Source organism: Psychromonas sp. MME1, assembly GCF_041080865.1.
GTDB lineage: Bacteria > Pseudomonadota > Gammaproteobacteria > Enterobacterales > Psychromonadaceae > Psychromonas.
This window is the reverse complement of record NZ_CP160906.1, coordinates 664,125-677,974: the sequence shown is the minus strand read 5'-3', so window position 1 is coordinate 677,974 and position 13,850 is coordinate 664,125. Positions and strand designations below refer to the sequence as shown.

At 41.1% G+C, this 13,850-nt stretch carries 11 protein-coding genes and 2 pseudogenes; 8 read left to right on the top strand and 5 right to left on the bottom strand.

Annotated features, from left to right (window positions below; all coding sequences use genetic code 11):
* Positions 1-18: 18 nt before the first annotated feature.
* From rluB to AB2N10_RS03285, 3 genes are all read right to left on the bottom strand, one after another.
* On the bottom strand, positions 19-894 hold the full coding sequence (rluB, locus tag AB2N10_RS03295; protein WP_369434309.1) for a 23S rRNA pseudouridine(2605) synthase RluB: 876 nt from the start codon (positions 892-894) through the stop codon (positions 19-21).
* A gap of 95 nt (positions 895-989) precedes the next feature.
* A complete protein-coding gene (locus AB2N10_RS03290; RefSeq protein WP_354625132.1) occupies positions 990-1,610 on the bottom strand; it encodes an L-threonylcarbamoyladenylate synthase in 621 nt (206 codons plus the stop codon).
* Positions 1,607-2,476 carry a PHP domain-containing protein gene (locus AB2N10_RS03285; RefSeq protein WP_354625131.1) on the bottom strand — a complete coding sequence of 290 codons (870 nt, stop codon included), beginning with the start codon at positions 2,474-2,476 and terminating at the stop codon, positions 1,607-1,609. The genes AB2N10_RS03290 and AB2N10_RS03285 overlap by 4 nt, the downstream gene beginning before the upstream one ends.
* Before the next feature lie 354 nt (positions 2,477-2,830).
* On the opposite strand from AB2N10_RS03285, the pseudogene AB2N10_RS03280 reads away from it, so the two are divergent.
* The 8 genes and pseudogenes from AB2N10_RS03280 to AB2N10_RS03245 all read left to right on the top strand — a co-directional run bounded on the left by AB2N10_RS03280 (position 2,831) and on the right by AB2N10_RS03245 (position 10,384).
* A pseudogene (locus AB2N10_RS03280) lies at positions 2,831-4,434 on the top strand (anthranilate synthase component 1).
* A 4-nt stretch (positions 4,435-4,438) separates the two neighbouring features.
* Complete coding sequence (locus AB2N10_RS03275; protein WP_354625129.1) at positions 4,439-5,047, top strand: aminodeoxychorismate/anthranilate synthase component II; 609 nt, start codon at positions 4,439-4,441, stop codon at positions 5,045-5,047.
* Positions 5,047-6,069: an anthranilate phosphoribosyltransferase gene (trpD, locus tag AB2N10_RS03270; protein ID WP_369434308.1), complete on the top strand. Its 1,023-nt coding sequence runs from the start codon at positions 5,047-5,049 to the stop codon at positions 6,067-6,069. The genes AB2N10_RS03275 and trpD overlap by 1 nt, the downstream gene beginning before the upstream one ends.
* Positions 6,063-7,472, top strand: a complete 1,410-nt coding sequence (gene trpCF / locus AB2N10_RS03265; RefSeq protein WP_369434307.1) for a bifunctional indole-3-glycerol-phosphate synthase TrpC/phosphoribosylanthranilate isomerase TrpF — start codon at positions 6,063-6,065, stop codon at positions 7,470-7,472. The genes trpD and trpCF overlap by 7 nt, the downstream gene beginning before the upstream one ends.
* 28 nt (positions 7,473-7,500) lie before the next feature.
* Positions 7,501-8,691, top strand: a complete 1,191-nt coding sequence (trpB, locus tag AB2N10_RS03260; protein WP_354625127.1) for a tryptophan synthase subunit beta — start codon at positions 7,501-7,503, stop codon at positions 8,689-8,691.
* Positions 8,688-9,497, top strand: a complete 810-nt coding sequence (trpA, locus tag AB2N10_RS03255) for a tryptophan synthase subunit alpha (protein WP_354625126.1) — start codon at positions 8,688-8,690, stop codon at positions 9,495-9,497. Before trpB ends, trpA begins: the two co-directional genes overlap by 4 nt.
* A 31-nt stretch (positions 9,498-9,528) precedes the next feature.
* Positions 9,529-10,082: pseudogene (locus AB2N10_RS03250) on the top strand (septation protein A).
* Positions 10,083-10,084: 2 nt separating this feature from the next.
* Positions 10,085-10,384, top strand: a complete 300-nt coding sequence (locus AB2N10_RS03245; protein WP_354625125.1) for a YciI family protein — start codon at positions 10,085-10,087, stop codon at positions 10,382-10,384.
* Positions 10,385-10,766: 382 nt separating this feature from the next.
* On the opposite strand, the gene AB2N10_RS03240 is transcribed toward AB2N10_RS03245, so the two are convergent.
* Together AB2N10_RS03240 and AB2N10_RS03235 are read right to left on the bottom strand one after the other, a co-directional pair.
* Complete coding sequence (locus AB2N10_RS03240; protein ID WP_354625124.1) at positions 10,767-12,221, bottom strand: efflux transporter outer membrane subunit; 1,455 nt, start codon at positions 12,219-12,221, stop codon at positions 10,767-10,769.
* A 1-nt stretch (position 12,222) separates the two neighbouring features.
* Complete coding sequence (locus AB2N10_RS03235; protein WP_369434646.1) at positions 12,223-13,839, bottom strand: efflux RND transporter permease subunit; 1,617 nt, start codon at positions 13,837-13,839, stop codon at positions 12,223-12,225.
* Positions 13,840-13,850: the final 11 nt, after the last annotated feature.

Genomic DNA, 13,850 nt, shown 5'->3' with positions numbered 1-13,850 from the left:
GGTGGCTAGCAAATAACGTTAGCTACGCGTTCGGCTGGTATTACGGCGACGCTCATTCGTTTTACGATGCTGACTATGTTTTTTCACCGCGCGACGAATACGCGATTGTGCATTTTTTACTTTACCAATATCGACACGAACCTTACTTTCCGTCTCCTTAGGCATATCCACTAATTTACGTAAATAGTTGACCTCTTTTAGGTTTAACTCTTGCCAACCACCTTGGGGTAACTGTTTATCTAAATGAATATTGCCATAACGTACACGCATTAAACGACTTACCTGTACACCTTGGCTTTCCCATAAACGACGTACTTCACGTGTACGACCTTCTGTTAATACAACATGGAACCAACGATTAATACCTTCGCCACCTGACTCTTTAATTGATAAAAACTTCGCTTCGCCGTCATCGAGTTTCACCCCCATGCGTAAACGGTTAAGCATCGCTTCATCAACATCACCAAAGACACGTACCGCATATTCACGCTCGACTTCATTACTGGGGTGCATCATTTTATTAGCAAATTCACCATCGGTGGTAAATAGCAATAAACCCGAGGTATTAATATCTAATCGACCGATGGAGATCCAACGTGCACCATTTAAACGCGGTAAACGTTCAAATACAGTTTTACGCCCCTCTTCATCACTGCGCGTACAAATTTCGCCTTCCGGTTTGTTGTATGCCAATATGCGACAAACGACGGTTTCTGCGGTTTTATTTTTAACCACATGACCATCGACACGGATCACTTGATCTTCAGTAACACGTTCACCGAGTTGCACAATTTTACCATCGAGACTAACACGTCCTTCGGCAATAATCGTTTCCATTTTACGGCGCGATCCTAAACCTGCACGCGCTAATACTTTCTGTAGTTTTTCACTCATTTTAATATCCTTGGGTAATTCTCATTAAGCCAATACCAACAAGCGCAAAGGCGCTGTTGGCAAATTTAATCACACCTAACAATGGTGCGCTGTTTTTATATAAAGGGGCTTACATCACCAGCACCTTCACGCAAAATAACCACTTCGTCATCGGAAAAATCGATAACTGTCGTTGGTGATTCGCCAAGATAACCGCCATTTAAAATTAAATCTACGCGGTTTTCTAATTTGTCTCTTATATCTTCAGGATCAAACTCCGTACTTTGCGAACCCGGTAAAATTAAACTGGTTGTCATCAAAGGCTCACCAAGCTCAGCCAATAAAGCTAAGGCTATCGCATTATCAGGAATGCGGATACCAATAGTGCGCTTAGTTGGGTTCATTAATCTTTTAGGTAAATCTTTGGTTGATTTAAATATAAAAGTATAGGCACCCGGCGTATTACTTTTCAAAGCACGATAGGCTTGATTATCAACGCGAGCATAAGTGGCTATCTCTGAGAGGTCTCGACATACCAAAGTAAAATTATGCTTTTTATCTAAATCTCGAATCTGACATATACGTTCTAAACCACGCTTATTGTCCATGGTACAACCTAATGCATAGCCAGAATCCGTCGGGTAGATCACTACCCCACCATTTTTTAAAATATCCACCGCCTGCTTCATTAATCGAATTTGTGGATTTTCTGGATGCACGTAAAAAAATTGACTCATTTTAACATTCCGTCTCTACTTAATAGTTCTTTGTAAATAGGCCAATCTGCCCATACTGCTTTACTTATATCGGGTAAATGTAACGATTTACCGAGGTCACGCCAAGGCCCCACAAAATGAAAATCACTCCCCTGCGATGCGAGTAATCCATATTCAACACTCCACATCGCTAACTGCTGACGCATTTGTGGAGACTGCTGCCCCATCGCCACTTCCATGGCATCACCATTAAAACTTTTAAACTCACTAAACAAGCGGCGCATCCATTTATTGGATAGATGGTAATGGTTAGGGTGAGCCAAAATAGCTTGTCCACCCGCTAAATGGACCACTGCAATGGCCTCCGCTAAGTCAACCCAATTATGCGGAACATAGCCGATGTTGCCACGACTTAAATATTTATCAAACACTTTTGCGAAACTTGGTGCAGCGCCTATGGTCACTAAATACCGAGCAAAATGAGCACGCGTGATTGCACCGTCACCAGCCAGAGCTTTCGCCCCTTCATAGACGCCCAATAATTTTGCTTTTTCTAATCGCCTACCCATCTCCATCGCTCGCTCTTCACGCTTTAGCTTTTGCTGTGCGATTAAATCGGTTAATGCGTGATGGCTGGGATCGATATTGACACCAACAAGGTGAATTTCATGATTTAACCAATTCGTGGTTATTTCGATCCCATCAATTAACGTTAACTTTAGATTTTTCTCAGCAATAGTTTGTCGAGCTTCAGCTAAGCCATCAACCGTATCATGGTCAGTAATTGCCAATATATCAACTTGCCGATTTGCTGCGCGCTCAACGAGTTCTTTGGCGGTTAATTGTCCATCCGACGCTTTCGTGTGTGAGTGCAGATCAATTAACATGAATATCCTAAAAATCAACTTGACATTAAAAGCAGAATCGCAAAAAATGGTTACCATAATTTATTGGATGCATAATATATGATTTTAAATACAATTACTCTTAAAGATTCTTGGTGGCACTCATTCTCTTAGGCGAGCAATGAGTTTTTTGTATATTATCGATTTTTCCAGAAAACCTTAAAGCTCGCATAACGCGGGCTTTTTTTGTATTTGCAGCTTTAAAAGTAAAAAAATTAACAACAAATTTTGAGAAGTAATATGGATATAATTGCGCAGATCCTTATACAGCGATGGCGATGGTAAACATAACAAGAATATGCCAACCACAGACTGAATATATGAAAGGATAAGAAAATGAACACATTACACCCCATTGGCGTTTTAAAAAGCATCTCTGCAAATTGCAGATATATCAGTGATTCACTCACATTATTTCAGAGAATCGCAGAAAATAGTCATAACCAACTACTTTTGGACTCCGCTGAAATAGCCAGTAAAGCCCACCTTAAAAGTTTAATGCTACTCGATGCATGTATGAAAATAAGTTGTCACGGCCTCGTTGTGACGCTCGAGGCATTAACCGATAATGGTAAAGACTTACTCACCTTTATTACCCCTCAATTTTCAACACTGATTATTACGCAACAATCTCCCTCCCATTTACAACTGACCTTCCCAGCTTCTGATAACAGTGGTGATGAAGATAAACGCCTTAAATCAGCCTCTCCAGTTGATGCGTTGCGCTGTATTGTTGACAAAGTAAAAAACAGCTCGGCTCACAATCAAGCACTATTTCTCGGTGGAATTTTTGCTTATGATTTCATCGCTACCTTCGAAGATTTATTAGATGTGCCAGAGAGTGATAATATCTGCCCTGATTTTGTCTTCTATGTTGCTGAAACGCTGTTAATTCAAGACCATCAAACACAACAAAGTGAAATTCTCGGTACTGTTTTTGGCGGCCTATATTCCAGTGAGAATGAACAACGCATTCAATCACGTATCAAAGAGATTCAAGACTATTGTGATAACTTTGTTGCCCCACTCCCCTCTATCACACCACTTAATGGGCAGGTCACAACGGATGTATCGGATCAACAATTTTGCCAGAATGTCCAAACCTTAAAAGAGTATATTGTTAAGGGTGATATTTTTCAGGTGGTTCCATCACGTACTTTTTCTCTGCCTTGTCCCGATCCGGTTGCCGCCTATGCCAAGCTAAAAGAGACCAATCCAAGTCCTTACATGTTTTACATTAAAGATGAGGATTTTATTTTGTTTGGCGCATCACCTGAGAGTGCCTTGAAATATACCCAATCTAGCAATGAAGTTGAGATTTACCCAATTGCAGGAACTCGCCCTCGCGGATTTAATAGAGATGGCACTATTAACAAAGATTTAGATAGCCGTTTGGAACTGGAATTACGCTTAGATAAAAAAGAGACGGCTGAACATTTAATGCTAGTCGATTTAGCACGTAACGATGTGGCACGAATTAGTGAACCGGGCTCTCGCCACGTTGCTGATTTATTGCAGGTTGATCGTTATAGCCACGTTATGCATTTAGTTTCCCGTGTGGTTGGTCAATTACGCTCTGATCTAGATGCATTACATGCCTATCAAGCCTGCATGAATATGGGAACCCTAGTTGGTGCCCCTAAAATACGCGCATCGGATTTAGTCCGACAAGTCGAGAAAAAGCGCCGCGGTAGTTACGGTGGAGCGGTGGGCTACATTAATGGCAACGGCGATATGGATACCTGTATTGTTATTCGTTGGCCTTTGTTAAAGATGGTATTGCACAGGCGCAGGCTGGAGCTGGTGTCGTCTTTGATTCTGACCCTCAGGCTGAAGCCGATGAAACGCGTAGCAAAGCAGCGGCAGTTCTCAATGCGATCGCCCTAGCCCACGGCACAACATTACAAGCAGTTTCAGCAACCCCGAGTGTAGGAAAATAAGCAGATGACTAAGACAACAAAACAAACCCTGTTTTTTCTTGATAACTTTGATTCATTTACCTACAACTTAGTGGATCAATTTAAAGCACTTGGTTATCCGGTTAAAATATATCGTAATAGCTTATCTGCAACTCAGATCAAAAGCTATATTGATGCCTGTGAAAATGAAGTCGTATTAGTACTTTCCCCCGGCCCGGGTACCCCCAGTGCTGCGGGATGTTTAATTGAATTAATCAGCTTATGCCGCGGTAAAATACCGATGATCGGCATCTGCCTAGGCCATCAGGCTTTGATCGAACAATATGGTGGCGTTGTTGGCCAAGCAGAACAGATTATGCATGGTAAGTCATCATTAATTAGTCACTGCGGAGACCGAATGTTCGCAGGGTTAAAGAAGCCCTTGTCCGTCGCCCGTTATCACTCATTAATCGGCTCAACTGTCCCCGATAGTCTTGAAGTCGTCGCAGATTACAACGGTATGTGTATGGCCGTTTATAACGAGCAGGATAAGGTTATTGGCTTGCAATTCCATCCTGAATCTATTTTAACCTGCGAAGGCGCTAAATTATTAGAAAATTGCTTAAACTTGGTCACCACTAGGGAGAGTGTTTAATGAATGCATTTAATATCCAAGCTATGTTAGAACAACTTTATCAGGGTAAATCACTTTCTAGCCCACAGAGCCAACACTTTTTTGAACTGGTTGTGCAAGGTGAAATCGACCCAATTGTTTTATCTTCGGTTTTAACCGCTTTAAAAATAAAAGGTGAAACTCCGCAGGAGATCACCGGTGCTGCGCAAGCATTATTAGCGCAGGCGGTAGCCTTTCCCCGCCCTGACTATCCTTTTACCGATATTGTCGGTACGGGTGGAGATGGGTTCGGTACCATTAACATCTCAACGGCGAGTGCCTTTGTCGCTGCGGCATGTGGCGTGAAAGTTTGTAAACATGGTAGTCGTAGCGTCTCAAGTAAGTCGGGCTCATCGGATTTATTAGCCGCCTTTGGTATTAATCTCAATATGAGCCCAGAGATTGCCCGCCAATGTTTAGATGATTTAAATATCTGCTTTATTTTTGCCCCACAATATCATGCAGGTATGCGTTTTGCTGCGCCCGTTCGCGCGGCCTTAAAAACACGTTCTATTTTCAATCTGTTAGGTCCATTAGTCAATCCTGCTCGTCCCGATTTTGAGTTGATGGGCGTCTATGCACCGGAGTTATTGAAACCGATAGCGGAAGTACATAAACAACTCGGCATGAAACGTGTCATGGTTGTCTACGGCAGTGGCTTAGATGAGGTGGCATTACATGGTGAAACAGAAGTTGCTGAACTCAAAGATGGTGAAATTATCGAATATCGTTTAACGCCAGAAGATTTTGGCGTAAAACGCTACCCCATTGAAACCATATTTGGTGGAGATGCCAATGAGAACAAAATAATCATTGAGCAAATATTGCAGGGTAAAGGCAGCGATGCACAGCAAGCTGCTGTGGCCATTAACGTTTCTGCCCTTTTGGTACTAAATGGCTTTGCCGATGATTTTAAAACAGGGGCAAGCATGGCTTTGGATATGATGAAGACAGGTAAACCTTTACAATTAATGCAACAATTAGCGGAGCAGAGTCAATGTTAAATGACCAAAGTTTACAAAATACCATCCTTGGTAAAATTGTTGATGATAAATTATTGTGGGTGGCTGAACGGAAGCAAAAACAACCTTTAATTTCCTTCAAAGATGAGATCACTGAAAGTGATCGTCACTTTTACCAAGCATTAGATCAAGATAACAGTGTCTTTATTTTAGAATGTAAAAAAGCGTCTCCATCAAAGGGGTTAATTCGTCCCGTTTTCGATTTAGATTTAATTGCAGGTGTTTATAAAAACTATGCCAGTGCGATATCAGTTCTAAGCGATGAAAAGTACTTCCAAGGCGATTTTAACTACATTACTCAAGTACGTGAACAGGTTACTCAGCCGGTCATTTGTAAAGATTTTATTGTCGATCCTTACCAAATTTATTTAGCTCGTTACCATCAAGCAGATGCAATATTATTGATGCTATCGGTACTTGATGATGATGCCTATCAAGCTTATCGTGATACAGCACATAGCCTAAATATGGGTGTATTGACCGAAGTGAGTAATGAACACGAATTAGTCCGAGCTATCGCCTTAGGTGCTAAAGTCATTGGTATTAATAACCGTAATCTACGTGATCTCAGTATCGACCTTGATCGTACTAAGGAGTTAGCTGCTCGCATTCCTGCTGATCGTATTGTCATTTCAGAATCTGGTATTTATAACCACGCTCAGGTAAAAGAGTTAAGTAAATATGCCAATGGCTTCTTAGTGGGTAGCTCGATTATGGGGCAACAAAATATTGATCGCGCATGTCGCCGCTTAATCTATGGCGAAAATAAGGTGTGTGGTTTAACCGCGCCTCGTGCTGCAGCCGATGCTTGTCAGGCCGGTGCCGTCTATGGTGGTTTGATCTTTGTAGAAAGATCACCACGTTATGTAGACATGGAACAGGCACGCTTGACAATGGCAGGTGCACCATTGCTGTATGTCGGAGTATTCCAAAATGAAGATCCAGAAATAATTGCCTACACCGTAAAACAGCTTGGGCTAACAGCTGTCCAACTTCATGGTGATGAAACACCTAAAGATATTAAAATGTTACGCGCCATTTTACCAAGCCAATGTGAAATATGGAAAGCGCACGGCATTAGTGACAAACTACCTGAATTTAGTAAATATAATGTGCAAAAACATATTCTCGACACACGCATTGGCAATCAAAGTGGTGGCACGGGTGAAGTATTCAATTGGCAGCTACTTAATGATGCCAGTATCGATAAAAGCACTATTATACTGGCGGGTGGTTTAACACCAGAAAATGCACAGCAAGCGGCATTAATTGGTTGTGCAGGACTAGATTTTAACTCTGGTGTAGAAAGTAAACCCGGCATAAAAGATAGAAGTAAATTAGAAGCAGCCTTTTCAGCTATACGCAGCTACATGCAACGTAATTAAAATATTTTAAAATAAGGTATACAGAACAATGGAAAAATTAAATCCCTATTTTGGACAATTTGGCGGTATGTTTGTACCACAAATTCTGGTTCCAGCATTAAAGCAACTTGAACAAGAGTTTTTAAAAGCACAAACCGATCCTGAATTTATTGCTGAATTTGCAGAGTTATTAACTGAATACGCAGGTCGTCCAACTCCGCTTACTCTATGCCGTAATTTAACTAAAGGTAAAAAAACCAAGCTTTACCTAAAACGTGAAGATTTACTTCACGGTGGTGCGCATAAAACTAACCAAGTTCTGGGCCAAGCACTGCTTGCCAAACGCATGGGCAAAAATGAAATAATTGCCGAGACGGGGGCTGGTCAACATGGTGTTGCTACTGCACTAGCCTGTGCCCTGCTTGGTTTAAAGTGTAAAATATATATGGGTGCAGTCGATTGTGAACGCCAAGAGCCCAATGTATTTCGTATGCGTTTAATGGGTGCAGAAGTAATTCCTGTCACGTCTGGATCAGCGACATTAAAAGATGCCTGTAATGAAGCCCTACGCGATTGGGCGGGTAGTTATGATAGCGCACATTATCTGCTCGGCACCGCCGCAGGACCTCACCCATTCCCAACGATTGTGCGTGAATTTCAAAAAGTTATTGGCGAAGAAGCGAAACAACAAATACTTAAAAAAGAAGGAATATTACCTAATAAGGTTATAGCTTGCGTTGGGGGAGGTTCCAATGCAATTGGGATTTTTAACGACTTTATTGACGATCCTAGTGTTGAACTTATTGGCGTTGAACCCGGCGGTCATGGCGTTGAAACGGGTGAGCATGGCTGTCCTATATCATATGGCTCTAAAGGCATTTTCTTTGGCATGCACTCTTTAATGATGCAGGATAAACATGGTCAAGTTCAAGAATCCTATTCTATTTCTGCAGGACTTGATTTCCCTTCTGTTGGTCCACAACATGCCTATCTTGCTGAAACAGGACGTGCGCAATATGTTAATGCAACGGACAATGAAGCACTAGATGCATTTAAAGCCCTCGCTGAACAAGAAGGGATCATTCCCGCATTAGAGTCGGCTCATGCACTAGCACATGCATTAAAAATAATTAAAGAAGATGATAAAGAGCAAATCATTATTGTTAATTTATCTGGTCGCGGTGATAAAGATATCTTTACCGTTGCCGAGATCTTCACAAAAAAAGGAATGAAAAAATGAAGCAACGTTATCAAGCATTGTTTAATCGTCTAGCAACAGAGCAGCAAGGTGCATTTGTTCCTTTTGTTACTATTGGTGATCCAAACCGTGAACTATCGATACAAATCATTGATACCTTAGTGAAAGCTGGCGCCGATGCACTAGAACTCGGTATCCCATTTTCTGACCCCGTTGCCGATGGCGTGGTTATTCAAGATGCATCAACCCGCGCACTAAATGCCGGAGCAACCCCCGATAGCTGTTTACAGATTATTGCAGAAATACGTAAAATGCACCCAACCATTCCAATTGGTCTGCTTCTTTATGTTAACCTTGTTTATCGCAATGGTATCGAAAACTTCTATCAACGCTGTGCTGAAGCAGGCGTAGATTCGATTCTTATCGCCGATGTACCACTAGAAGAGAGTGCCCCATACCGCGCAGCTGCCAGTAAATTTGGCCTGCAGCAAATATTTATCGCACCACCTAATGGTGATCAAGAAACATTACAACAAGTCGCGGAGTATGGCGAAGGCTATACCTATCTACTTAGTCGCGCAGGTGTCACAGGCGCTGATGCAAAGGCCGGAATGCCCGTTGAACATATGCTAGCAACCCTTAACAAACATCAAGCGCCTCCTGCACTTTTAGGCTTTGGTATCTCAACACCAGCACAAGTGAAAGAAGCGATAAAATCAGGGGCGGCAGGTGCAATATCAGGCTCCGCAGTGGTCAAAATAATAGAAGAAAATGTTAATGATCCGGCGCTATTACTGTCAAAAATGGATAAATTTATCAGTAAAATGAAAGCGGCAACTCATAAATAATTTGCGAGCTAAATAATGAAAAGAGAGAGCGATGAAACAATTCTTTGAGTTTATACCATTAATCATATTTTTTGCCGTCTATAAAATGGTCGACATCTATATAGCCACAGCATCATTAATGGTGACGACGGGGCTAATGCTTGCCTTTAATTATTATAAAAATGGCAAAGTAGAAAAAATGCACCTCATCACTTTTTTAATGGTATTGGTATTTGGTGCATTTACACTTATCTTCCACGATGATCTATTCATAAAATGGAAGGTTACCATCGTTTATGGCCTCTTTTCAGTTGCTTTACTCGTTAGTCAACTATTTTATAAAAAGCCCATTATCAAACAAATGCTAGGTAAAAAAAGCTGTGTTTACCCGATCATATTTGGAATAACATCAATACAGCTTGGGCAATCTTTTTTTCAGCATTAGCCCTATTGAACCTTTATGTAGCATTTAATTTACCTCAAGATGTGTGGGTAAACTTTAAAGTGTTTGGTCTATTAGCCCTAACCCTTGTTTTTACCGTCCTAAGTGGACTATACCTATACAAATACCTTCCTGTAACTACTCAACCAGAGAGTGATAAATAATTATGTTATACGTCATTTTTTCACAAGATATTGAAAATAGCCTAGCACTACGTAAACAAGCTCGCCCTGCACATATTGCACGCCTACAAGCATTAAATGAGCAAGGCCGTTTAGTTATTGCAGGGCCATGCCCAGCGATTGACAGCGATGATCCGGGTGAAGCAGGATTTACAGGCTCAACGGTGATTGCTGAATTTCCATCACTCCAGGATGCTCAGGCTTGGGCCGATAGTGACCCTTATATCGAAGCGGGTATCTACAGCAAAGTAATCGTAAAACCATTTAAGCAAGCTCTGCCTTAGTCAAATAGGTAAATACTATACAAACGGAGAGAGATAGCTCTCCGTTTACCCCTTGCGCTTGCATTGCAATAATACCAATCGGAATAATACCAATTCCGGTAAGTATGTGATCTAGATTTTGCGCAGGAAAAACAGCTTAATTCAAGGCGTAATTTGACGTAAATGGTTATTCCCTTTGCGAAAATTACAACGCAGCAGTAAGTTGTTTTAACCAGTAAAATAGATCAGCTATTTATCGGAATTGGTATAAATAGCTGATCTATTATTTTTTTAACCAATAAAAAAAATCCGATCTCTTGTGAACATCGGATTTCTATTTCATTCAGTTAACCATTAACCGTTTATAATCACGACTAATCATTAAAAAGAGGTCATTCAGCGATTAAAAGTATTCCTGCTCTGCCACTCTTTTTTCAATGGTAAGCGTAGGATCAACCTCTTCTACGACGGTATCAACCCAACCGCCACCCATTGCTTTATAAACATTAACCAACGAATTGTAATAGGCAACTTGCGCATCAACGCTATTTAACTCTGCTTGAAATAACTCTGTATTGGCGTATAACACTTCTAAATAACTCGATGCACCATTGTCAAAACGCATCTGTGCAAGTCTTGCATAGGTGCGTAAAGAGTCTGCTCTTTTACTCTGAGAAGTATACGATTCCGCCGTTGTTTTAGTTGATACAAGCGAATCATTTACTTCGCGCAAAGCATTTAAAATTGTATAACGATAATTTCCTTCAGCCTCATCTCGCGCAGCCTCAGCGGATTTAACAACCCCCTCTACACGTCCAAAAGTAAATATTGGACCAGCAATATTTGCTCCTAGATTCCATGTTCGAGCACTAGTTTGTACAAAATCGCCTAAATCGGAGCTAACTAAGCCAAGCGCACCTGTGATTGATATATCAGGATAATAGAGTGTTTCAGCCACACCTACTTGTGCATTAGCTGCAATTAAATTTTGCTCTGCTTGCATGATATCAGGGCGGCGAGTAAGCAATGAAGAAGGCAAAGCACTAGGTACCTCTGGTAACTTCATTTCAGCTAAATTCAGACCACGTTTAATAGCGTCAGGATTCTTGCCTAATAAGATCGATAGTATATTTTCTTGCGCTGCAATTTTTGCCCGTAACTCAGGAATAGAAGCCAGTGCTTGCTGATACTGAGAATCTATTTGCGCCACTTCCATCATAGATGCGGTCCCAAATTTATGACGAAGTAAAAATATATCTAAGGTCTTTTTATAACTGTCGGCAGTTTCCTGAGCAATAAGTAATTGCTGATCAAGGCCACGCAAACCGATATAACTTGTCGCTACACTTGTCACAACAGACATGATAACACCGCGACGACCTTGCTCAGAGCTATATACTTGAGCAATAGCCGCTTCCGTTTGTCGTTGTACACGGCCAAACAGATCAAGCTGCCAAGTGGCACCTAACGCAGCGTCATATTGGCTATAGTAGGGATCACTTCCCGTACCAAAAGCCTCTTTTGATAGACGAGTTCGCCCTAAATCGCCACTGTAACCAATTTGTGGATAGAACTCTGCGCGAGTGGTATTTAATGCCCCAAGAAATTGTTCTACCCGACTCGCTGCGATACTAATATTGAGATTTTCTTGTAAAGCCACTGAAATTAAATGATCCAACTCTGGATCATTAAATTTTTTCCACCAACTCTCATTCGCTAATTCAGCAGCAGAAGAGTAGTTAACTCTCCAGCTATCAGCCATTTCAATATCAGGACGTTTGTAATCAGGGCCTAAAGTACAGCCAAATAAAACAACCGAACAACATGCACTAACTAAACTACGTTTAAGGAATCTCATCTTAATTTTCCTCCTTAATATTAGCACTATCAATTGCGGCCACTTCACTGCTTTCAGCTGTTTTATGTTCCTTAGAAAACTTAGCACTAACATTCTCAACAATAACAAAAAACATCGGTACAAAAAATGATGAAATAAGGGTCGATGCTAACATGCCACCAATTACACCAGTCCCGATCGCATGTAAACTATTTGCACCAGGTCCTGATGCAATCGCCATCGGTACACAACCAAGAATGAATGCTAATGAAGTCATCACAATCGGTCTTAATCTTAATCTAGCACCTTCTATAGCCGCCTCTTCTAAAGACATCCCTTTACGGAAATTATCTAAAGCAAACTCGGTAATAAGGATTGCATTTTTAGCGGACAACCCGACCAAGGTAACAAGTCCAACTTGGAAATAGACATCATTTTCAAGTCCGCGTCCCCAGGTCATTAAAAGAGCGCCACAAATTGCAAAAGGAACGGCAAGCATAACCCCAATCGGTAGTGTCCACATTTCGTATTGCGCAGCCAAAATCAGGAACACCATGACTAAGCCAAAGGCAAAGGCAATAATTGCAGTGTTACCTGCTTTTTTCTCTTGATAAGCCTGACCTGACCAAGTGTAATCATAACCTTCTGGCAATACCTGTTGCGCTACACTTTCCATTGCTTCAATCGCTTGCCCAGAGCTGTATCCGGGTGCTTGTGCACCGGTAACTTTTGCTGCAGGGAAACCATTAAAACGCGGCAACATATTTGCACCAGCAACATATTTATATGTCGATACTGCAGAAAGTGGTATCTGTTCACCCGTTTGAGATTTAACGTAAATATTATCAAAGTCACTCGGATCATTACGGTATTTACCATCGGCTTGAATAATTACCTGCCAAATTCGACCAAAATCAGTAAATTGTGAAATGTATGAGGAACCAAAATAAACACCAAGCGTCTGATAAATATCAGGTATCGATAATTGCATTAACTCAGCACGTGAACGATCAACATCAAGATAAAGTTGCCTTTCTGACGCTGTAAATGTCGTACTTACGCCCGCTAATTCAGGTTTTTTTCTTGCAGCGGAGAGGAACTCTTGTGTTACTTTTTCCAATTCAGCAGGACTACTTCCGATCTTATCTTGAATATAGAATTCGAACCCTCCCGTTGAACCTAAACCAGGTAATGATGGCGGACTGACTAGCATGCCAATACCATCTTCTATTCCGGCTAAATCTTTGCGTGAGTTTTTAACAACATCAAAGGAACTCATACCAGCTTCTGTACGTTCCTCAAACTCTTTTAATTGCACAAACAATAGACCGGTATTGGTTCTAAATTGTGAATCAAGAATACTAAAGCCGTTTAAAGTCGCAACCGATTTAATCGCAGGTTCATCGTTACGTAGAATAGTCGCAATATTATCATTTACCGCGGTAGTACGCTCAAGACTAGCTGCATCCGGTTGCAGGCTTAAACCAAATAAATAACCTTGATCTTCCTCGGGAACAAAACTACTTGGTAACACTTTAAAGAGCATGACCATTGCAACGATCACACCTAAAAATAGCGATAAACCGATGGTCTTATTGAAGATAAAAAATCTAACACCATGTATATAAAGATCCGTTATTTTATTAAAAC

What these genes read in the sequence shown, in the direction of transcription:
- rluB (WP_369434309.1), bottom strand. Translation starts at nt 894, where the DNA reads ATGAGTGAAAAACTACAGAAAGTATTAGCGCGTGCAGGTTTAGGATCG.
- AB2N10_RS03290 (WP_354625132.1), bottom strand. Translation starts at nt 1,610, where the DNA reads ATGAGTCAATTTTTTTACGTGCATCCAGAAAATCCACAAATTCGATTA.
- AB2N10_RS03285 (WP_354625131.1), bottom strand. Translation starts at nt 2,476, where the DNA reads ATGTTAATTGATCTGCACTCACACACGAAAGCGTCGGATGGACAATTA.
- AB2N10_RS03275 (WP_354625129.1), top strand. Translation starts at nt 4,439, where the DNA reads ATGACTAAGACAACAAAACAAACCCTGTTTTTTCTTGATAACTTTGAT.
- trpD (WP_369434308.1), top strand. Translation starts at nt 5,047, where the DNA reads ATGAATGCATTTAATATCCAAGCTATGTTAGAACAACTTTATCAGGGT.
- trpCF (WP_369434307.1), top strand. Translation starts at nt 6,063, where the DNA reads ATGTTAAATGACCAAAGTTTACAAAATACCATCCTTGGTAAAATTGTT.
- trpB (WP_354625127.1), top strand. Translation starts at nt 7,501, where the DNA reads ATGGAAAAATTAAATCCCTATTTTGGACAATTTGGCGGTATGTTTGTA.
- trpA (WP_354625126.1), top strand. Translation starts at nt 8,688, where the DNA reads ATGAAGCAACGTTATCAAGCATTGTTTAATCGTCTAGCAACAGAGCAG.
- AB2N10_RS03245 (WP_354625125.1), top strand. Translation starts at nt 10,085, where the DNA reads ATGTTATACGTCATTTTTTCACAAGATATTGAAAATAGCCTAGCACTA.
- AB2N10_RS03240 (WP_354625124.1), bottom strand. Translation starts at nt 12,221, where the DNA reads ATGAGATTCCTTAAACGTAGTTTAGTTAGTGCATGTTGTTCGGTTGTT.